Origin of the sequence: Streptomyces sp. NPDC058678, assembly GCF_042714835.1 — a bacterium.
In the GTDB taxonomy this organism is placed as follows: Bacteria; Actinomycetota; Actinomycetes; order Streptomycetales; family Streptomycetaceae; genus Streptomyces.
Map to the genome: position 1 here is coordinate 1 of NZ_JBHXSG010000108.1, position 18,856 is coordinate 18,856.

General features: G+C 69.2%; 18 protein-coding genes and 3 pseudogenes. 15 read left to right on the forward strand and 6 right to left on the reverse strand.

Annotated elements, in window-relative coordinates; translation table 11 throughout:
* Window positions 1-563 precede the first annotated feature (563 nt).
* Window positions 564-963, forward strand: a pseudogene (locus ACFWWR_RS45675) (transposase); the annotation flags it as partial.
* On the opposite strand, the gene ACFWWR_RS45680 reads toward ACFWWR_RS45675, so the two are convergent.
* The gene (locus ACFWWR_RS45680; RefSeq protein WP_384310211.1) at window positions 953-1,339 is read right to left on the reverse strand and encodes an FAD-dependent monooxygenase; all 387 of its coding nucleotides are present in this window, start codon (window positions 1,337-1,339) and stop codon (window positions 953-955) included. The pseudogene ACFWWR_RS45675 and the gene ACFWWR_RS45680 sit on opposite strands and share 11 nt — an antisense overlap.
* Window positions 1,340-1,480: a hypothetical protein gene (locus ACFWWR_RS45685; RefSeq protein WP_384310213.1), complete on the reverse strand. Its 141-nt coding sequence runs from the start codon at window positions 1,478-1,480 to the stop codon at window positions 1,340-1,342.
* 10 nt (window positions 1,481-1,490) lie between these two features.
* Here ACFWWR_RS45685 and ACFWWR_RS45690 point away from each other — a divergent pair, with 10 nt between their 5' ends.
* Genes ACFWWR_RS45690 through ACFWWR_RS45700 form a run of 3 tightly spaced genes read left to right on the forward strand, consistent with a single transcriptional unit; the run spans window position 1,491 to window position 3,155 of the window.
* Complete coding sequence (locus tag ACFWWR_RS45690) at window positions 1,491-2,336, forward strand: hypothetical protein (RefSeq protein ID WP_384310215.1); 846 nt, start codon at window positions 1,491-1,493, stop codon at window positions 2,334-2,336.
* A gap of 31 nt (window positions 2,337-2,367) precedes the next feature.
* On the forward strand, window positions 2,368-2,601 hold the full coding sequence (locus tag ACFWWR_RS45695; RefSeq protein ID WP_384310219.1) for a hypothetical protein: 234 nt from the start codon (window positions 2,368-2,370) through the stop codon (window positions 2,599-2,601).
* Window positions 2,598-3,155: a hypothetical protein gene (locus tag ACFWWR_RS45700; RefSeq protein WP_384310222.1), complete on the forward strand. Its 558-nt coding sequence runs from the start codon at window positions 2,598-2,600 to the stop codon at window positions 3,153-3,155. The genes ACFWWR_RS45695 and ACFWWR_RS45700 overlap by 4 nt, the downstream gene beginning before the upstream one ends.
* A 163-nt stretch (window positions 3,156-3,318) precedes the next feature.
* Here ACFWWR_RS45700 and ACFWWR_RS45705 read toward each other — a convergent pair whose 3' ends face one another.
* Entirely contained in the window at window positions 3,319-3,759 is a 441-nt protein-coding gene (locus ACFWWR_RS45705; RefSeq protein WP_384310224.1) for a TetR/AcrR family transcriptional regulator, read from the reverse strand.
* On the opposite strand from ACFWWR_RS45705, the gene ACFWWR_RS45710 reads away from it, so the two are divergent.
* Together ACFWWR_RS45710 and ACFWWR_RS45715 are read left to right on the forward strand one after the other, a co-directional pair.
* On the forward strand, window positions 3,758-4,231 hold the full coding sequence (locus ACFWWR_RS45710; RefSeq protein WP_384310252.1) for an SDR family NAD(P)-dependent oxidoreductase: 474 nt from the start codon (window positions 3,758-3,760) through the stop codon (window positions 4,229-4,231). The two genes, ACFWWR_RS45705 and ACFWWR_RS45710, sit on opposite strands and share 2 nt — an antisense overlap.
* A 684-nt stretch (window positions 4,232-4,915) precedes the next feature.
* Complete coding sequence (locus tag ACFWWR_RS45715; protein WP_384310226.1) at window positions 4,916-5,596, forward strand: NAD-dependent epimerase/dehydratase family protein; 681 nt, start codon at window positions 4,916-4,918, stop codon at window positions 5,594-5,596.
* Window positions 5,597-5,700: 104 nt separating this feature from the next.
* Here the strand turns inward: ACFWWR_RS45715 and ACFWWR_RS45720 are convergent.
* Window positions 5,701-6,726, reverse strand: a pseudogene (locus ACFWWR_RS45720) (PHP domain-containing protein); the annotation flags it as partial.
* Between the two features lie 401 nt (window positions 6,727-7,127).
* Between ACFWWR_RS45720 and ACFWWR_RS45725 the strand changes: the two are divergent.
* The 6 genes from ACFWWR_RS45725 to ACFWWR_RS45750 all read left to right on the forward strand — a co-directional run bounded on the left by ACFWWR_RS45725 (window position 7,128) and on the right by ACFWWR_RS45750 (window position 12,435).
* Window positions 7,128-7,619 (forward strand): DUF2975 domain-containing protein, encoded by a 492-nt coding sequence (locus tag ACFWWR_RS45725; protein WP_384310229.1) that lies wholly within the window; start codon window positions 7,128-7,130, stop codon window positions 7,617-7,619.
* Window positions 7,619-7,840 (forward strand): helix-turn-helix domain-containing protein, encoded by a 222-nt coding sequence (locus tag ACFWWR_RS45730; protein ID WP_384310231.1) that lies wholly within the window; start codon window positions 7,619-7,621, stop codon window positions 7,838-7,840. Before ACFWWR_RS45725 ends, ACFWWR_RS45730 begins: the two co-directional genes overlap by 1 nt.
* On the forward strand, window positions 7,837-8,055 hold the full coding sequence (locus tag ACFWWR_RS45735) for a hypothetical protein (RefSeq protein ID WP_384310233.1): 219 nt from the start codon (window positions 7,837-7,839) through the stop codon (window positions 8,053-8,055). The genes ACFWWR_RS45730 and ACFWWR_RS45735 overlap by 4 nt, the downstream gene beginning before the upstream one ends.
* Before the next feature lie 454 nt (window positions 8,056-8,509).
* Window positions 8,510-9,277: a hypothetical protein gene (locus tag ACFWWR_RS45740; protein WP_384310236.1), complete on the forward strand. Its 768-nt coding sequence runs from the start codon at window positions 8,510-8,512 to the stop codon at window positions 9,275-9,277.
* A gap of 619 nt (window positions 9,278-9,896) precedes the next feature.
* Window positions 9,897-11,141, forward strand: a complete 1,245-nt coding sequence (locus ACFWWR_RS45745) for an MFS transporter (RefSeq protein ID WP_384310238.1) — start codon at window positions 9,897-9,899, stop codon at window positions 11,139-11,141.
* A gap of 355 nt (window positions 11,142-11,496) precedes the next feature.
* Window positions 11,497-12,435, forward strand: a complete 939-nt coding sequence (locus ACFWWR_RS45750; protein ID WP_384310255.1) for an ATP-dependent DNA ligase — start codon at window positions 11,497-11,499, stop codon at window positions 12,433-12,435.
* A gap of 197 nt (window positions 12,436-12,632) precedes the next feature.
* On the opposite strand, the gene ACFWWR_RS45755 is transcribed toward ACFWWR_RS45750, so the two are convergent.
* Window positions 12,633-13,538 (reverse strand): transposase family protein, encoded by a 906-nt coding sequence (locus ACFWWR_RS45755; RefSeq protein WP_384310241.1) that lies wholly within the window; start codon window positions 13,536-13,538, stop codon window positions 12,633-12,635.
* Between the two features lie 271 nt (window positions 13,539-13,809).
* Window positions 13,810-13,860 (reverse strand): annotated as a pseudogene (locus ACFWWR_RS45760) (hypothetical protein); the annotation flags it as partial.
* Between the two features lie 432 nt (window positions 13,861-14,292).
* On the opposite strand from ACFWWR_RS45760, the gene ACFWWR_RS45765 reads away from it, so the two are divergent.
* The 3 genes from ACFWWR_RS45765 to ACFWWR_RS45775 form a co-directional block, all read left to right on the forward strand.
* On the forward strand, window positions 14,293-15,084 hold the full coding sequence (locus tag ACFWWR_RS45765; protein WP_384310244.1) for a hypothetical protein: 792 nt from the start codon (window positions 14,293-14,295) through the stop codon (window positions 15,082-15,084).
* Between the two features lie 877 nt (window positions 15,085-15,961).
* A complete protein-coding gene (locus tag ACFWWR_RS45770; RefSeq protein ID WP_384310247.1) occupies window positions 15,962-17,962 on the forward strand; it encodes a hypothetical protein in 2,001 nt (666 codons plus the stop codon).
* On the forward strand, window positions 17,959-18,856 hold an 898-nt coding region (locus ACFWWR_RS45775; RefSeq protein ID WP_384310249.1), incomplete at its 3' end, for a LamG domain-containing protein. The genes ACFWWR_RS45770 and ACFWWR_RS45775, both read left to right, overlap by 4 nt.

Consider the following 18,856-nt stretch of genomic DNA (forward strand, 5'->3'; position numbering starts at 1 on the left):
ACGCGTATGGCTCCTTGTTGCCCGCCCGGCCCCAGATGGCTAACGAGCTATCACCCGAGGGACGAAGGGGGGGTTTGTCTCCGGCGGGGGGGGCCCCCAATGACCCCCCCCCCCCGGCCGGAAGCCGTCATGCTTGGTAGAGGCTCGATATGAGCCCGGTATGACGACGGCGAGTCCGGTGCGTACGCGACCGACCCGGGGGAGGGCGCGGCGCAGGGTCTCGGCACGCATGGTTCCCTTCGTGCGGTGGGAGGTCGCCGAGGGAGCGTCTGCCCGAGCTCACCACGGGGCGGTCGCTCTCTTCATGGCACTTGGATGTGCCCGCGCTGCTGCTGGTCGTCTTGTTGGGCGCGCTGTAGGGGCGGGGGGGTGCCCCTATGTCTTTGGTCAAGGTGGTGGGTCGGTGTCAGGTGGTAGACGACCTGGCAGCATGACGGCCATGAGCGACGAGTTGGAGCCGCCTCTCGAGCAGTCGGCTGATGAGGCCACGCGGCCTTGCGACTTCTGTGGTCACCCGGTCGTCGTGGGATCCATCGACGAGCGTGACTGTGCCGTCTGCGGGGAGCCTGAATTACCGGTATACCACCAACCGCCAGGTCGTCATCGACGCCGACACCCGGCTCGTCGCCGTCGGCCGGCCTCTGCCCGGCAACCGGAACGACTGCAAGGCATGAGAACTGTCCGGTGCCAAGGCCGCCATCGGCGGGGCCACCGTCATCGCAGACCGCGGATACCGCGGCACGAACCTGGTCATCCCGCACCGCCGCGAGCGTGGCCAAGCCGAACTTCTCGCCTGGAAAGAGGAGCACAACGCCTCCCACCGCAAAGTCCGAGCCCGCGTCGAGCATGTCTTGGACCGTATGAAGACCTGGAAGATCCTTCGCGACTGCCGCCTCAAAGGCGACGGTCCACCACGCCCTGCTCGGTATCGCCCGCCTGCACAATCTTGCCCTCACCGGCTAGGTCCAGGCGAGACATGCCTGGTCAGCCGGACTCCGTCATCCCGCTCAAGGGAGTACGGCGTAGCGACACTTTGCGATGGCTGATCCGCCAGCCGTCGGCGGTGTGCACGACGGTGTCGTCGTAAGAGACGGAACCGCAGGAGCCGTCCCCCTCTCCCGCGAAGGCGGTCCAGTTGGCCGAGACTGCGCAGCAGTCGCACGGCGTTGGGAGAGACGACCAGACCCGCACCGACCTCGGCCAGGGCGGGCGCCTGCTCGTACACGGTCGACGCGATCCCGGCGCGGTGCAGGAACGCCGCGGTGGCGAGACCGCCGATTCCTCCGCCGACCACGGCCACACGCAGGCCGGTCGCGTGTCTGTTGTCCTGGCTGTTCATTCACAGACTCCCGTCGGTCGAAGGAGTGCCTGCCCCGGCGTCGTGCGCGGGAGCGAGGACGATGTCGAAGCGGACGCTGGACCAGGCACTGCCCGCCAGGTCGCGCCCGTCGGGGGCGGGGGTGCCGGCGGGATGTTCCACGAAGTCGTGGATGAGCGAGTCCTTGATTTTCGCGCCCACGCCGGGCAGTCCCGAGGAAGTCCTCCATCTCGAACGCGGCTGCTCCAGCCAGGAGGAGCGCGAGGACGGCACCGTCCGGCACCGCATCACCGGCCGGCACTTCAAGGGCGTCACCGACGAGGAGGGCAACACCCTGCCCGGAGGCGAGATCCGCCCTGAGCCTTGGACGGTCACCGAACTCGTCGACCGAGCCGTGAAGATCCTGGAGCAGCTCCACGACGACCGGCTGCTGTTCCCCCGGTCCCTGACCGTCCGCACCCTCGAACCCACCCAGACCGAGATTCGCGCGGAGGGGCTGGACCCCAACCGGTTCATCGGGCGCATCAAGTCGTTCATCGACTGGGCGAACGCGACCGCCACCCGGCTCGGCCGCTCCCAAGAGCTGATCCCGCCGGATCCTCACGGCCCGATCACGCTTCGCCGCCTGCGCCGCACCGTGGCCTGGTTCATCTACCGCCGCCCCGGCGGCCGCATCGCCCTCGGCCTGCAATACGGACATGTCGGAAGCTCCCTGGCCGAGTCGTACGGCGGGCGCACCAAGGCCGACATGCTCGAGATCCTCGACTTCGAGAAGACCCTGGCCTTGGCCGACGCGCTGGCGGAGGCCGACGACCGGATGTCCGCCGGAGAAAAGGTCAGCGGGCCAGCTGCCGACCGCTACATCGCCGCCGCGGACGAGTTCACCGTCCGCTACGCCGGCGCCTTCGCCACCAAGGGCCAGATGAAAGCGCTGCGCAACAACCCCCCGGCTGCAGATCTTCGAAGACCCGCAAGCGCTGCTGACCTGCAACCTCGATCCCTACAAGGCGCTGTGTGATCCAGGCCTGGCCAAGGGCACGAAGCCGTCCATGCGCACCCCGAACTGGAACCGCTGCAACCCGGCCTGCGCGAACATCTCCCGCACCGACACCCACATGCAGCGTGCCCGCGAGCAGCTCGCCCACATCGACACCGACTGCGCCGACCCGCGCCTGCCCCACCCGCTACGGCGCCGGCTCGAGCTGTGCCGCTCAAGCAGAGTGAGGATCATTCAAGGGCATGAGGCCGCAGCAGATCGGACGGCCAGCAAGGACAGCACATGACGACAGCGCAGGATGACTCCCCGGCCCGCGTCGAGCAGGCCGACGGCACGGATGACCACGCGACGCCAGCCGCAGCGGGCATTGCCGAGACGGTGGGCCGGGTACTCGCGATGGCCGCCGCGGCGGCGAGCCCGTCGCGCCCTGGCGATACCGCCGAGATTGAGGCGATCACCGACGCGATGATCCGTCTGCTGGTGGGCGCTCCTCTGCACTCGGACGGCCAGCTGACGATCAAGTCCCTCGCCGAGGAAGCGGGGCTCAAGCGCAACAAGCTCACCCACAAGCACACCGGCTTGAAGGACCTCTTCTATGCCCTGGTGCGGATGCAGGACATGCGGCCGAAGGTCGCCGACAACCTGCAACGGACCAACGACGAGCTGCAGCAGAAGCTCACCCGCCTGCGCGCCGAGCGCGACCGGCTGCGCGCGGACGTTCAGCAGCTGGTGCGGGTCGTGCACGTCCTGGAGGTGGAAAACCAGCAGCTGCGCGAGGCGGCCGGCAGCGACGGCGTTGTTCGAGTGCTGCCCGTTCAGTACCGGCCCTCGGATCCCTAACCGCGATCACCCAGCGCAGGTGCAGCTTCCGTACGACGCCATCGCAAGGGGTGTACGAGCTCCTCCTCGGCTGGGGCGGTGGCCTGATCGGCGAACGTGCCATCAAGACGGCGGCACCGGCTTCCCCGCGGAGGTGATCCTGTCGCCCCGGGCGGCAGGATCGTCACACGGCGAGAGCGGACCGGGTGGTCTCGACCGCGAGGGCACGTCGGCGATCGCGGTCGACCGCGCCCTCGGCCGCCGAACCGAGGGGGGTGTTGATGAGCGAGAGGTGGGTGATGAGCGCCAGGACCTCGCCGGGCGGCAGGGTGGGCGGGAGGACACCGGCCTTCTGGGCTGCCGCGATGTTGTCGATCTTCTTCTTGGTGGCGGCGCCGACCGCGTCGGGCAGCGGCTGGTCGGGGCGTTCCAGCTGGTGCCAGACCGTGAGGCGGACGATGTGGGGGTGGTCGGCGTAGTGGTCGTACAACCGTCCTACGTAGCCAGGCAGGTCCGTGGCGTCCAGGGGGACCGCGTCCACCGTGTCGGTGACCAGGCGGCTGTAGACGGTGTCGAAGAGATCCAGTTTGCTGCCGAAGTAGCGGTAGAGGAGGGCGTCGTCCATCAGCGCCGAGCAGGGCTACCCGTACACCTCCGCCTACGCCGCCTCCAAGGCGGCCGTGGCCACCCTCAGCGAAGGCCTGAACATCGAACTGGCGCCGTTCGGCGTGTCCGTGAAGGCGATCTTCCCCGGCACCCACACCACGGCGATCTTCTCGAAGATGGACATCGCCGCGGACATCCCCACCGACTACCAGCCCGAGATGGCGGCGTTCTTCGCCTCGCCGCAGGCCCAGTTCGGCTCCGCCCCCTCGGTGGCCGCCGACGTCATCTTCCGCGCCGCCACCGACAACCGCAGCGAGCGCGTGCGCTACTACTCCGGCCCTGACGGCGAGATCATCCCCCGCGCCAAGCACCTGCTGGGCCCCGAGTGGTACTGGGAGGAGTTCCGCGCGGCGATCACCGGCGGCGGCAGCGACCTGTGGAAGTCCCTCGCCACCCCGGGCAACGGCACACGCGTCGAGCAGAACCTCTGACCCGGCTCCCGTGGGGGTGTCGGACCGAAGCGCCGCGCCCCCCAGGGACTGCTGCCGGGGCCGTTTCGGATGCGGTCGGCTCCGCTCCGGTCCCGGCCGTGGAACGGCGGCAGCCGGGCATCGGCCCTGTCACGGTGTTCGCGAGGCCGGTGAGCGGGTTGCCCAGCCGCGGCGGCGCCTTTATCCAGCTCCACGGCGTCCTCACGCGGTTCACTGTGAAGCCCTCCCGGTATGTCTGTCCTGCGGGAGACCCGATGGCTCACGGCCCTTGGCCGCCCGGACCCCCCCCGCGACGACTCGACCGCCCATGGGGAGATGCGACTGCGATCGCTGCCGGGGACCACGTCAGCGAGGTCGTCCGCGGGAGACGTGTCGGGGCACGCTGGCGGAGGTGGCCGTGCCCCAGATCCGGTCCAGGGTGGACATCGGCAAGGCGCATCACCGCTGGCGTGGTGATCAACGCGGACGGTGAACAGCTTCTGTCGCGCCGCATGTTGAACGACGAGACCGAGTTTCTCAGGTTCTCGGTTCGGCATGCTTGCCGCCCTCGACTCCGACCCGAACCTTGGCTGCGCTGCGCATGGAGGTTGTTCCCGCGCTGCGGGAGCTGCTGGTGACCCTTGCCCGTGCCGCAGCCTGACGGCCCCATTCACCTTCCTACCCCATCTGTCATCTGGAGCAGTCATGCGTGTGGTCATCTTCGGAGCGTCCGGCATGGTGGGGCAGGCCGTGCTGCGCGCCTGCCTGATGGACGGCGGCATCCAGGAGATTCTGCTCATCGTCCGCGCTCCGGTGAACGTGGATCACCCGAAGGTCCGCGAGATCGTTCACCGGGACTTCACCGACTTCGCAGCGATCGAGGACGACTGGAAGGGATTGGACGCCTGCTTCTACTGCCTCGGCGTCTCCGCAGCGGGGCGCAGCGAGGAGCGGTACACGCGCATCACATACGACTACACGCTGGCGGCTGCCCGGGCCGTGAGCGCCGCCAACCCCTCCCTGACCTTCACGTACGTCTCGGGGGAGGGTACCGACAGCACGGAAAAGGGTCGTTCCATGTGGGCTCGCGTAAAAGGCCGTACGGAGAACGAGCTGTTGGCGATGCCCTTCCACGCCTACATGTTCCGGCCCGGCTACATCCAGCCGCGCCACGGCGCCGTGTCCAAGGCCGCCGCCTACCGGTTGACGTACCGCTCGACGTCGTGGCTGTATCCCGTCCTGCGCCGACTGGCACCGGGCCATGTGACCACGACCGAGAACCTGGGCCGGGCGGTGATCGCCGTCGTCGGACTCAAAGGCAGCGGCCCGAAGGTGCTAAACAGTGCCGACATCAACCGCCTCGCCGAATGCGAACCCACGGCCTGAAGGCCACGCACAGACGCCTGCTGATGCGCCAGGGCAAGTAGGTAGTGGCGGAGACCAGGTGGCAAGAGCAACACAGCTGAAGTTGACACAGAATCAAGCTGGAACAGGCCGCGAGCCACCATGCCGGCCTCGCACCGTTGCCGCAGCAGTCGCTTCGCCGAACCGTGCTCGCCGGTGGCGCCCACCACGGACGGTTCGGGGAAGTGAGGCCGTCCCAGCCCGAGATCGGCTGGAGTGAGGGCGCAGGACTGGCCGGTGGCCTCGGTCTCGGCCAACAGGCGTACGGCCCGGGTCCTCTCGTCGCCGACGGCCTGGGCTATCCGCTCGGCGGCCGCGGTCATGCCAGCCGGGCCCTTCAGCCACCGCTCGCCGCCGTCCAGGTGGCGGCGGTCGACGGGCCGCAGCAGCCGGGCCGCATCCAGCACGTCGGCCAGCCAGCGCTGGTCGGGGTCGCCGTAGCGGACCGCGTTCGTCAGCACCGTAGGGACGCCGAGCTGGTCGGCCAGGCCCACGGAGCGCGCGGCCAGCCGCAAGGATCCGGGGCCAGTGCCCTGCCGACCCAGGTACACAGCTTCCAGTCGCAGTCGTTCTCCGGCCAGCTCCCGCCACGGCGCGAGCAGCCGCTCGGCGACGTCGGGGCGGCCGGCGGACAGAGCCCGCACGGGTTCGGATGCGGGACCGAGCAGCACCACCAGGTCCTGGTCGGCGTACTGGCGCAAGGTGGGCCAGGACACGACCGGCAGGGAGCCGTCGGCCTCGGCGTGCGCGGCGGACACCAGACGGCACAGCCGTGCCCACCCGGCCGCGTTCTGCGCGAGCAGGGTGATCCGCAGCGGCGGCTCCAGCACGTGAGCACCGCCGCGCACGGGCGTACGCGGCCGTCCGGCGGCCGGGTCGGGCGGGGTGAGCGGGGCGACGCCGACGTCGACACCGCAGACGGGGCGGATCCCGGCGGCCGCGGCGGCGGTGGCGAAGCGGACCGTGCCCGCGACGGTGTCCCGGTCGGTCAGCGCGAGCGTCGTCATCCCGCGCTCGGCGGCGCGCTGCACGAGGGCACCGGGGAGGGATGCGCCGTAGCGGGCCGAGTAGCCGGAGGCGACGTGCAGATGAGTAAATCCACGGCCCCGCACCTCCGTCTATCGCCTGTCCCTCCCCTGACCTGGTTCCTCTCCAGGTATCCACCATAACGCAGAATAGTACAAGAGTTCGAACGAGTGGTTTCGATGCTGCCCCTCTCCGAGCAGTGGCCGTGTGACTGTTCGCGACAGGTGGCGGACGTTCACGCTGGCTGGCGGCGGCCCTGAGTCGACCACCGGAGCTGCCGCGACTTGTCGAGACAGGTGACACCTGATCTCGATGGTTGACACCCAGGGGACTTCGACAAGATCAAGACCGCTCACGCAACCGCCACACCATGAGAGGCGGCGGCGTCCCGCCACCGTGCGAACCTGCCACCACTCTCCGTCCCAGCCCTTGTTTTACCTATCGAATCTCGATAGATTCCCATCGTCATTCGATGGAAGGATGGGCCGTGGGAAAGCTGACAGTGCGTGCGCTGCGCGCCGTGCTCGTGGTGGTGCTCGCCGGCACCGTGTTCGTACAGGCAGGGATGGTGTGGGCGCTGGTCAGCGGGAGCGACCCGGAGGACGGCTCGCTCCCGCTGACCGCGCTGCGCGTGATCACGATGCTGGGCATGGTGTCGGTCCAGGTCGCGCTGGTCTGTGTATGGCGGCTGGTGGCGATGGTGCGACGCGGAACCGTGTTCTCCCACGCCGCCTTCCGGTACGTGGACGGCGTGATCGGCGCGATCGTGGCGGCTGCCCTTGTGTGGTTCGCGGTCACGGCCGTCAATGCGCCGGGCCAGCGGGACGACCCGGGTGTCACCGTCATCATGGGCGGGATCGGCCTGGCCATCCTGGGGGTCGCGCTCATCGTGCTCGTGCTGCGGATGCTGCTCGCCCAGGCCGTCGCGCGCGACGTCGAAGCGGCACAGATGCAGGCCGAGCTGGACGAGGTGATCTGATGCCGATCACCGTCGACATCGACGTATTGCTGGCCAGGCGCAAGATGTCCGTGGGCGAACTCGCGGACCGCGTGGGGATCACGCCCGCCAACCTGGCGGTACTCAAGAACGGCCGCGCCAAGGCGGTGCGCTTCGCGACGCTCGCCGCGCTTTGCGAGGTGCTCAAGTGCCAGCCGGGCGACCTGCTGCGCTGGGAGGCCGAGGACGCCGTCGGCGGATGACGTGCCCTTCCAAGATCATGGACTTCTCGACGCCCCATCATCGCCGATCCCGCCTGCCTTTTGACCAACTCCGCGAGCACCCCGGGGCCGTGCCCGAGGAGATCCCGGTCCTGCTGGAGCGACTGACCGACGTACCCGACCTCGCGATCCGCGGCGTACGGCACGCCCGCTGGTGGCCTGCCCGGATCGGGTCTCGGATCCGCCAACACCCATGAACAGGTCTCGCCAACCGCGATGAACAGACGTGCCATGACCTGCGAGGGCTCCACGGGCGAACCGCCAACTATTGCGAACGGTCACAGGCCGCTGTGGTCGGCGGGATAGTTGGCCACTGCGCACGACAGTTGGCCACTCTGGCGCTCAGTTCTTGCGTGGAGGCAGAACACGGACGACCCAGCGGCGGATGCGCGAATTTCGGGCGTACCTGTTCCGCTGCGGAGACAGGCACGCGGAAGGCTGATCACCGGATCCTCCGTGAAGCCATCGGGGCCCTCCCGGGAGCCAGACCAGGGCGATGCCGTGGTGATCAAATCGTTGCCGCATCGCGTACAACCGCGCACAGTTCTCTCCTGTCCGACATTCAGCCGCGAGGATGAATCTCCGGCCGATGCGCCTACGCGCTCGGTCCGGGCTGCAGGGGAAAGGGCGGGCTCGAGGATGGGGACGACGATGTGGAGAGCGGTGGCGGCCGGTGGAGCGGCGATCGTGTTCACAGGGGTGGCGGCGGTGCCGGCTGGGGCGGCGGAGGGCGGGGTCTCCTTCTCTCGGGTCGCGGTGAACGGCGGGAAGCCGATCGTGATCGGGGTCAAGGAGGAGGTCGAGGTGCGTGCGGCCTTCCGAATGACGACCAAGCTCAAATACGACTACGGGCCGACCGTGTTCCCCTACCGGGGGAAGCCCGACTCTGGGGACACGTTGCACAGCTCCATCATCACCAGCGACTGCAAGGTCGTGGACGCGGCGCAGGGAATCTGCGACTTCGAGGAATGGCTGTACATCGACCCGCGGAACTATGACTTCGGGAACGAGGATGCCGGCACCTGGAAAACTGCTGCTCGGGTCTTTCTCGCCGGCGACGCCCACGACACTGACGACATGAACCTCCCCTTGCAGGTCAAGCGGGCCACACGCGTCACCGTCAACGCCTCGCCGGAGCCGGTCACGAAAGGGAAGACCATCACCGTGACCGGGCGGGTCACACGGGCGAACTGGGACACCCACACGTACCAGGGCTACGCGGGCCGCACGGTGAGCCTGCAGTTCAAGGCGGCGGGCGCCTCCTCGTACACGACGATCAAGAAAGCGAAATCGAGTAGTACGGGGGCACTCAAGACCACGGTGAACGCCACCGGGCCGGGGACGTGGCGGTGGACGTACTACGGGAACTCCACCTCCGGAGCGAAGTCGTCGACCGGGGATCACGTCGCCGTGCGATAGGCGACGTGTGCGGACCGCCTCCCCTGCCGAAGCGTCATCATTCCGGACCAGCCGGACCGGGGATACCTCGTCGACATGTGGCCGACCTCGCAGGAGCCGGAACTCCTTGTGCTCAAGCAGAGTGCGATCCCCTGAGCTGGCGAAACCTACCGCCGCTCTGAAGTCCGCTTCCTGAGGAGTAATGTCGGCGCAGAACCCCGAGCGCGCTACTTGGCCAGGCTGGCCAAGTAGCGCGCTCAGTCACAGTGACTGTGACCGTTGGCGATTGAGGCGGGGCGGTTTCGCTGCTCGCGCGGTTTCTGTTCACGCGGGTTGGCGGGTTTTGTTCGAGATAGCTGGCGGGAGAAGGGGCTTCGTTGGTCACGAAGAGTGCTGGGTGTAGCTCTTCCTGAGCGAGATCGCTGGTCAGGCCAGCAGTTCGTATCTGCGCGCCGTTCCTTTATCCTCGAGGAAATCATCAACTACCGCATGACATCTGCCCGGTGACGGAGTCGGCGTGGGGTGCGCGTCCCCGCTCCACGCCACCACTGGACGGCTTCAGGCGCAGCCACGGGTCGGCACATCCGGACGCCGACGACCCCGTGTGGCGCGTCCCGCCGGGCGGCGAAAGGGATGCGCCGTGCCTTCGGCTTCGGCGAACTACCGCACGCTGCTGCGCACTTCGGGTGCCGCGGCCTTCTTCCTCTCCGCCGCTGTCGGGCGTCTGGGCATCGCCATGACGGGGATCGGCATCGTCTGGCTGGTGCACGCACGCACTGGGTCGTATGCCGCCGCGGGTCTCGTCACCGGCGGATTTGCTGTCGCGGATGCCGTCGCCGGGCCCCAACTCGGGCGCCTTGTCGACCGGTTCGGGCAGGCGCGGGTGCTTCCCTGTGCGCTGGGCGCACATGCCGGGGCCGTGGCGCTGCTGCTCGCCGGTGCCGTTCCGGACCTCGTCGCCGGGGTGCTCGTCGGGGCAACGCTGCCCCAGCTCGGTGCCCTGTCCGCCGCTCGCTGGTCCGCCCTGCTGTCCGGCGAACGGGCTGCCGCGCTGCCCACCGCCTTCGCCCTGGAGGCCCTCGTCAACGGCGTGTCCTACCTGGCCGGCCCGGCCCTGGTGAGCGTCCTCGGTGCGGCGGGCCGCCCAGGCTCCGGGGTGCTGCTCGCCGCCGCGCTCGTCGTCGTCGGCGGGCTCGCCCTCGCCGCCCAGCGCCGCACCATGCCGCCCCTCACCGGCCGCGCCGAACGCCGGCACGCCGGACGCGCCCTGCTCCGCTCCGCATTCCTGAGGCAGGTCGCGCTCGGCCTCGCGCTCGGGGTCTTCTTCGGCGCGATGCAGGTGTCCGTCGCCGCGTATGCCGTCGGACGCGGCACACCGGACGCGGCAGCGCTGCTCTATTTCGCCTCCAACTGCACCAATCTGGTGGGTGGTTGGACCTACGGAGCATGGCGCCTCGGCGGCTCACCCCGGCGCCGCCAGGCCGCAGCCGCCGCCTGCCTCACCCTCGCGAGCCTCCCGCTGACCTTCCTCGACGCGCCTCTCGCGGTCGGCGCCACCCTCGCCCTGACCGGACTCGCCGTGCCGGTCCTGCTGATCCTCTCCTCCGTCCTCACCGAGTCGTCGGTCCCGCGCGCCGTCCTCACCCAGGCATTTACCTGGGGTAACTCCGCAAGCGCGGCAGGAATAGCGGGCGCCGCGGGGGTCGCGGGGCGGGTGGTGGACGCGGGCGGTGCGCACGGCGGTTTCGGTGTGGCGGCGGGGGCCGCGGTGGTGATGACGGTCCTGGCGCTCGGCGGTCTGCGGGACTCATCACCGGACGCGCCGAAGTCGTCCGTGCCCGCGGAAACCACGGCGCCGACCCGCCGGGGCGGTTCAGGCTGCTAGCCCGGCTGCGCCCGCATGAGTCCGATCGGATCTTCGCCTTCATTACTCCGCGCATGGGTCAACAGGAGCACTGCCGTACCCGACGCTGGTCAGATCACCGCATCTGCTCGTTACTCAGCGCGACGTGATCGCCTGCAGCGAGAACTCGCCAACCCTGATGACCAAACGCCAACAAGCCTGAACGGTCACAGTGACGCCAGATCCGTTCTCGGGCCCCCCGCCGGCGAGGCGGGATCCGGAACTCGCCTCGACGGGATGCGGGGCGGTGAGGTGCGCGTGAGGCTGATGCCATGGAAGAGCGCCGCCTGACGTCCGCCCGAATGCCGCGCCCGTGACCTGGACACTTCCCGAGCCGATGCTTGCTGCGGCCGTGACCAGTTCCGACCTGCCGCAGGGGTGGGCGGCCGAGCCGAAGTGGGACGGCTTCCGCGCGCAGCTCTCCACGGAGGCAGGGCACGTGGTGCTGCGCTCGCGCCGCGGCACCGATCTCGCAGAGATGTTTCCCGAGATCGTGGCGGCAACGGCGCAGCTGCCGGACGCGACGGCGCTGGATGGTGAGTTGGTGGTGTGGGAATCCGGGCGGCTGGCGTTCGAGCGCCTCCAAGGCCGGCTGCGGCGTGGAGCAGGGGCGGTAGAGGCTGCGACATGGCCGTCCCACTTCGTTGCTTTCGACGTGCTGCGGCTGGCCGGCACTGAGACGACGGCGTGGCCGTACCGTCGGCGCCGGACCGCGCTGGAGGACCTGTTCGCCGAGCGCCTCCTGTCGGCGCCGTGGGCGCTGTGCCCGTCGACCACGGACCCCGACATCGCGACCGAGTGGCTGTCGTGGACGGCCGTCGGCATGGAGGGCGTCTGCTTCAAGCGACTCGAGGACCCCTACCGGCCGGCGGTGCGCGGATGGCGCAAGTACAAGGTGCGCGAAAGGCGGGAGGCGGTCGTCGGCGCGATCACCGGGTCCCTTGCCGCTCCCCGCAGCCTGCTGCTGGGCAGGCTCGACGCCCGCGGGCTTCTGCAGTACACCGGCCGCACCACCACGCTGGCCCGCGCTGCCAGCACGCTCTTGTCCGGGCTGCTCGTCCCGGCCGCGGCCGGGCATCCGTGGACAGGGTGGACGTTCTCCGCTGGGTGGGGCACCAGAGAGACCCTCACCGTCACCCTCGTACAGCCCGAGCTGGTGGTGGAAATCGCCGCCGACGTCGCCCGGGACAGTGCCGGCCGTTTCCGTCACCCGGCCCGGCTGCACCGCGTCCGCACCGATCTGACGCCAGCCGACACGCCCTTGTTCAAAGCCTGATGACCAGCAGTGGTTGTCGGGAGTTCCTCCATGCTGCGGTCACCGGCCGCCATGCTGCTGACCGGCACGGGGTACGGGCGGGCCTTCGACACCGTCCCCAGGTGCTGCGCAGGAAGAGCGAAGCCGGCTGCTGGGCCCTAACGAGCTCGTGCATGGTTGGCGTTGGCACGTCGAGGGCTGCGGCTCACCCTTCAGGTTCACATTCGCGGATCGCCGGAGAGCGTAGCGGTCTGCTGGTGCGAGAGGAGCCCGGCTACGGCTTGGACGATGTCGGTCATGTGCTCGCGGCGGCCGTGGTGCCGGGCAAGGGCCCGCCAGTTCTTCAAGTGCGCGATGCCGTGCTCGACGCGGATACGCCGGGAGGAGTGGGCTTTGCGCTGGCGTTCATGCATCTCCTCGTACCAGTCCGGGGCGTTCTTCTTGAACTTGCGGTGCGGTGGTGTCACTACGCGCCCGCCTGTCTGAGCGCCCAGTCCCTGGTAGCCGGCGTCGGCAAGAATCTCCACGGCCGGTCCGTTGGCCAGGAGCTGGACCAGGCCCAACTGCCGGGCATGGGTGATGTCCGCGCAGCTCGCGGGTTCGGCTGGGCTACAGAACAGCAGCCGCCCTTCAGCGTCCGTGACGACCATGGACTTCACGGCGTTCTGCTTGTTCTTGCCGGAGATGAACTTCTCCCGGTCCTTGCGTCCGGCAGCCGGGCGGCGGACCCTGGTCTCGGTGCCGTCGATAATCCCGGTCTGCCCGCTTGCGCCGAGATGGTCGATGACCTCCGCGAGCGTACGCAGCCGGACGTCGGTGGCGACGGTGCAGCCGCGCATCGCCAACAGCGGCCGTACTTCACCGATTGTGCGAGTGATGGTGGAGCGGTCGACACCGAACCAGCAGGCCAGCACGTCATGGGTGGCGCCATGACGAAGGTGGACGAGGGTGGCCAAGAGCCGATCGACGAAGACCAGCTTGTGTTTCGCCCCGGCACCCACGGCCCGGCGACGGGGACGCGACGCGAGACCGGCTTGGTGCCGCTCGTGCCACAACGGGCCGATCTCGGCGACGAGTTCGGCGATCACTCCGGGCGCCAGACCCGTGATCCGCTGGCTTCGCATGATCGCTGCACGTACCCGATTCCCCACCACACCGACCATGATCAACGATCATGGCCCTCGACGTGCCAACGCCAACCATGCACGAGCTCGTTAAAGAAGGAGACGCGAAGAAGACGTCGGGCCGCCGACCGCGCAGCGCCTGACGGTGTCTGTGCCGCAGCCTGATACGCGGACGGCCGACACTCGCCGGCCTACGTGTCGGGCTCTTGGCGCACTCCCGCCAGCGGGCGAAGAAGGCATACACCTGCGGCCAGGGCGGAACGGACGGCATCGCCCGCCATTTGATGCCGTTGTCGACGAGATAGCGCACCGCGTCGATCATCTGCCGGTGGCAGTAGCCCTCCGGCCGCCCGCCCCGGCCCGCCAGCCATCCCGCACCGGCAGCAGATCCCGCACCGACGCCCACTTCCGACACGCGGTGGTGAGGGCGATGATCAGTGGCAGGGTGGCGGATCGCAGGGCGAGGCGGCCCGACCCCTCCTGCGGATGTTCCCGCTCCTCCTCGTGCGCGTCGGCGCCGTCCCGACCCTCCCTTCGGCGATGTGGCGCCGACTCCAGGGAAAGACAGCCCCGTCGGGTCCGACCGAGTATTCCTGCCCGCGTCGGCGATCCGCCGTGAATGTCACGGGTCGGTACGAACGGACGTGTGTCACACATGGATTCGTCGCGGGACGGGAAACTCCGGCACGTGACCTGGTCCGCCGGGTCCTTGTCGCCGCCTCCGTCGGCGTCTGCGTCCGAGAGGAAGACCGCCGTGAGTCAAGTGGACCTGGTCCTCGCCGTGTTGGCGGCCTTCGGCGTGGTGTACGCCGTGCTCGGCGTGCTGTGGTGGATCCGGGATCGGGCCGACCGGGCCGTCGTCGCGCGGGTGGACGGGGCGCACGTCGACCCTTACCACGCGGTTGCCACGGTCGACGGTTACCAGGGCGCGGACCGGGCCGCCGCCGCCGAACTGCTGCTGGCCGATCTGATCCGGATCGAGGAGGACGGACAGGTGGCCGTCACCGACCAAGGCGCGGACACCGCCCGGACGCCGGAGCATCCGGTCCCGGCCGCCGTGCTGGCCACGCTGCGCGGGCACGCCGGGCCGTGGCCGCTGAACTGGCTGTACGTGGACGCCGAGCACTGCCGGCGGCGCGATCCCTTCCTGCGGGCCGAGGACGCCAGGTGGCCGCGCTGGTCTGGGCACGCCGAGGACCGCCTCCAGATCGCCGCGATTCTGGTCGCCGCGCTGCTCGCAGGGTGGCTCGCCGCCCAACTGATGTACGCGACCGGGGCGTTCTCCGCGAATGCCGCCGAGATCCTGGTGGGTGTGATCGCGGGCCTGCTGACGTGGGGGGTGTTCGCGCTGGTTCTGCACGTGGTGGTGATGATCGTCTGGCCGGAGCGACGGGACCGGTTTGCGGAGTACTGCCGAGGCCTTCTGCCGCACCCGGCCGAGGCCGCCCTCGACGCGGCGCGGCGCGAGCGGCTCGGCCGGGCCATGGCCTACCGCCGTCCGTCGGAGCCGGACAGGTGGCCGCTGGACACCCCGGGCGCGTTCTGACGCGGATGCCGACCAGCCGGTATGGGCAAACGTGGGAGGTTGCGTCGGTGATGCCGGACGTGTATCTCGTCGACTGAAGCGACTGGAAGAAAGCGGTCAGCTGAGGGAGCGGCGGGTGGACCCCGCGGGTCTCGGCTACCGCAGCGGTGCCTTCGGGACCGATCCGGCGAACCTGCCGATGCGGCTCGGTTCCGAGGCGGCGGGTGTGGTGACCGCGGTGGGCGCCCACCCCACCAGCCCCGCAGATCCGGTCGCATGTCCGCCACCGTCGGGTGCAAGATCCCTCCATTGCCGTCAGGCCGGTTCAGCTCGCTTTCTTTCTCCTTGATCGTGGCCGACGATCCGTCCCGGGACCTGAATCCGCGTCCTTCGAGGAAGCGGCCGCGGCGTTCGCCGCCCGAAGTCGGCCCAGCTCCTTCGTGGGCGGTATAGCAGACTCTCGCTCCTCAATTCGACTTCTCCTTGGTAATTTCTCATCGAATCGAATAGGAGAATTACCTGGTTCATCATTCGATCCCCTCGCTCATGCGCCACAAGACCCACGAACTCGGGCGAATTCGCGACCACTTCTGTCTGTCCTGTGCATGACATAAAACCCGTCCTCGTCTCCGCTCGGCGCCGGTGACGCAACGGGTGCTGAAGCGGACAAGGCAGGGCATCTCGCCCGAGGCGTGGCTCATAAATGACGAACCATCATATCGCCCGGCTTGGGCTGAATTTGGGAATGACTTTGTTGTCCGCCGTGAAAATGTAGATCTACGGTTCTCGCCTGATCGCGCACCTTTCCAAACACCCTTGGGGCGCGCGTGTTTGGGGAGGTCATGGAGTTGGTCGGGACAGACGGGCGCGTTCGCGTCGCGCACTGATCGTGACAGTTGTGTCGGCCCTTGTGGCCGCGGCGGGACCGGCGGCCGCCCTTGCGGCTGCGGGCCAGGCCGCCGCGGCGACGCCGGTCGAGACCGCGAAAACGACGAAGGACGCCGGCGCGAACACGCACCGCACGGCGCTCACCCAGAGCGCGGCGGTGCGGGAGGCGGCCGGCGCGGGCCAGAACGTGGAGATCACATCGCTGCGGACGGAGTCCAGCGAGACGTACGCCACGCCGGACGGCAGCCTGGAGACGGACCAGCATCTGCGTCCGGTTCGGGCGCGCGTCGGCGGAGCCTGGAAGGCCATCGACAACACCCTGGTCAAGCAGCCGGACGGCAGCATCGCGCCCGCGGTGGCGGCGGTGGGGATGACGCTGTCGGGTGGCGGTTCGGGCCCGCTGGTGACCTTGAACCGGGCGGGGCGGAAGCTGTCGTACGCCTGGCCCTCGGCGCTGCCGGCCCCGACGCTCAGCGGTGACACCGCGACGTACAAGAACGTGCTGCCGAACGTGGACCTGCAGGTGCGCGCGGACGTCGACGGGTTCCATGAACTGGTCGTGGTCAACACCGCCGCGGCTGCGAAGAATTCCGCGCTGGCGCGGCTGACCTTCAAGGTGCGGGGGATCGGCCTCCATGTCTCGCGCGCCGCGGGCGGGGGGCTGACGGCCACCGACACGGCGAGTGGTGGGGAGGTGTTCTCCGCGCCGCAGCCGATCATGTGGGACTCCGGCTCTCGTGTGACGGCGACGGCCGTGTCCCAGGGCGCGAACACCGACGACCCGACACAGGGGCCGACCGACACCTCGCACGTGGCGCCGATCGCCGTCGCCGTCGACTCGGGCGCCTCGGGCGACTCGAAGCTGACGCTGACACCCGCCCACTCCCTGCTGGCCGGCGCGGGGACGTCGTTCCCGCTGTACATCGACCCCCAGACGTACACCCCCAAGGCGGGGGACTGGACGATGGTGTCGAAGACGTGGGCTTCGAGCCCGCAGTATCACTTCAACGGCGACTCGGACTCGGGGGTGGGGGACTGCGCCTGGTCCTACTGCTCCCCGTACGACGTGAAGCGACTGTTCTACTCCTTCCCCACGTCGAGGTTCGCGGGGAAGTCGATTCTGGACGCCACGTTCATCGGGCATGAGACCTGGGCGGCCTCGTGCAGCGCGCGGCCGGTCGAGCTGTGGCGGACGAAGGGCTTCACCTCGGGCACGACGTGGGACTCCTCGTCGGACAACTGGCTGGATCACCTGGACACGCAGAACGAGGCGCACGGCTACTCCGGCTGCTCGGCCTCCGACGTCGAGTTCAACGCCACCACCGGCGTGCGCTACGCGGCGGCACACAACTCCTCGACCACCTCCTTCGGGTTGCGGGCTTCCGACGAATCGGATCCGTACGGCTGGAAGCGGTTTACCAACGACGCGTACCTGCGGGTGCACTACAACATGCCGCCCCAGCAGATCCGCATGTCCCAGCTGTCGATGAGTCCCGGCGGCTCGTGCCACAGCCCGTCGGCCGCCGTGCGGATCCGCACCCTGCCGTCGATCACCGCGAGCGACGTCACCGACCCGGACGGCGATCAGGTGAGTGTGCAGTTCTCCCTGGCGTGGGACGCCGGGGACGGCAAGGGCCTCACCACACAGTGGACCTCGTCGAAGATCGGGCCGAAGAAGTCGGGGTCGACGTTCTCCACCACGCTCCCCTCGACCCTGTCCAACGGCAAGACGATCCCCAAGAACAAGACGCTCGCCTGGCAGGCGCGCGCGGTCGACTACGACCAGGGCACGTACTACAGCTACTCACCGTGGTCGTCCGGGGGTTCGGCGACGAACTGCTACTGGGTGTACGACACCAGCGTGCCGGCCGGTCCGGTGATCACGTCCGGTGACTACCCGGCGGTCGACGACAGCGATCCGAACGACCCGACGTACGACGGGTCGGCCGCGACGGCACCTTCACCTTCGACTCGGCGTCCACGGACGTCGTCAAGTACTGCTACGGCGTGAACGTGGACCCGGTGTGCGACACCGACCACACGGTGACCACCTCGTCCGGTGCGGCGAAGTCGGTGATGTTCCGGCCGACGCGGGCCGGCACGAACTTCCTCTACGTGCAGGCCTTCGACAGCGCCGGCAACGGCGGTGAGCCGGAGGTGTACAAGTTCCGGGTCAAGGAGGGACAGCCGGCGCGGGCGGAGTGGCAGTTGGACGACGCCTCGGGAGCGACACAGGCCGTCGGCACCGCCGGTGACCGGACTCTGAGCGTGGTGGGCTCCCCGACGCTGGGCGCGCCGGGCAAGTCAGGCACGGGGATCGACTTCAACGGGACCGATTCCTACCTCCAGTCCGACATCCCGACCGCGCACACCAACGACAGCATGACGGTCGCGGCCCGGGTGAAGCTCGACCGGATGCCGACCACGGCTGCGATCGTGGCCGCTCAGCCGGGCAACTACGCACCGGGCTTCGAGCTGTACTACTCGCAGGCATACGACCGGTGGGTGTTCAACCAGTACGGCTCCGACTCGCCCTCGGCCACCCCGGTGCGGGCGATGTCCGCAGCCGCCGGCGGGGTGTCGCCCGGCCAGTGGTACCACCTGGCCGGGTCCTACAACGCGGCCACCGACCTGCTGTCCCTGTACGTCAACGGCACCCTGGAGGGGACCACGAGTTACTCCACCGCGTGGGACGCGCGGCGGGGCCTGCAGATCGGCGCCGGCAACTACTCCGGCTCGGCGGCGAGCTTCTTCCCGGGCACCATCGACGACGTACGGATCTACGACAAGGCCCTCGTGGCCGGTGACGTGACGCACCTGTACAACGGGGAGCCGCTCGGGACGGGGCGCCCGGCCCGCGCGGTCTTCCCGCTGCACGAGACGGCCACCCAGGCCGACGGCACGG

Bases quoted from the DNA above. Each gene is read 5' to 3' on its own strand.
- ACFWWR_RS45750 (WP_384310255.1), top strand. From the start codon at position 11,497: ATGCTTGCTGCGGCCGTGACCAGTTCCGACCTGCCGCAGGGGTGGGCG.
- ACFWWR_RS45705 (WP_384310224.1), bottom strand. From the start codon at position 3,759: ATGGACGACGCCCTCCTCTACCGCTACTTCGGCAGCAAACTGGATCTC.
- ACFWWR_RS45735 (WP_384310233.1), top strand. From the start codon at position 7,837: ATGACGTGCCCTTCCAAGATCATGGACTTCTCGACGCCCCATCATCGC.
- ACFWWR_RS45680 (WP_384310211.1), bottom strand. From the start codon at position 1,339: ATGAACAGCCAGGACAACAGACACGCGACCGGCCTGCGTGTGGCCGTG.
- ACFWWR_RS45755 (WP_384310241.1), bottom strand. From the start codon at position 13,538: ATGCGAAGCCAGCGGATCACGGGTCTGGCGCCCGGAGTGATCGCCGAA.
- ACFWWR_RS45740 (WP_384310236.1), top strand. From the start codon at position 8,510: ATGTGGAGAGCGGTGGCGGCCGGTGGAGCGGCGATCGTGTTCACAGGG.
- ACFWWR_RS45690 (WP_384310215.1), top strand. From the start codon at position 1,491: ATGAGCGAGTCCTTGATTTTCGCGCCCACGCCGGGCAGTCCCGAGGAA.
- ACFWWR_RS45700 (WP_384310222.1), top strand. From the start codon at position 2,598: ATGACGACAGCGCAGGATGACTCCCCGGCCCGCGTCGAGCAGGCCGAC.
- ACFWWR_RS45695 (WP_384310219.1), top strand. From the start codon at position 2,368: ATGCGCACCCCGAACTGGAACCGCTGCAACCCGGCCTGCGCGAACATC.
- ACFWWR_RS45730 (WP_384310231.1), top strand. From the start codon at position 7,619: ATGCCGATCACCGTCGACATCGACGTATTGCTGGCCAGGCGCAAGATG.
- ACFWWR_RS45715 (WP_384310226.1), top strand. From the start codon at position 4,916: ATGCGTGTGGTCATCTTCGGAGCGTCCGGCATGGTGGGGCAGGCCGTG.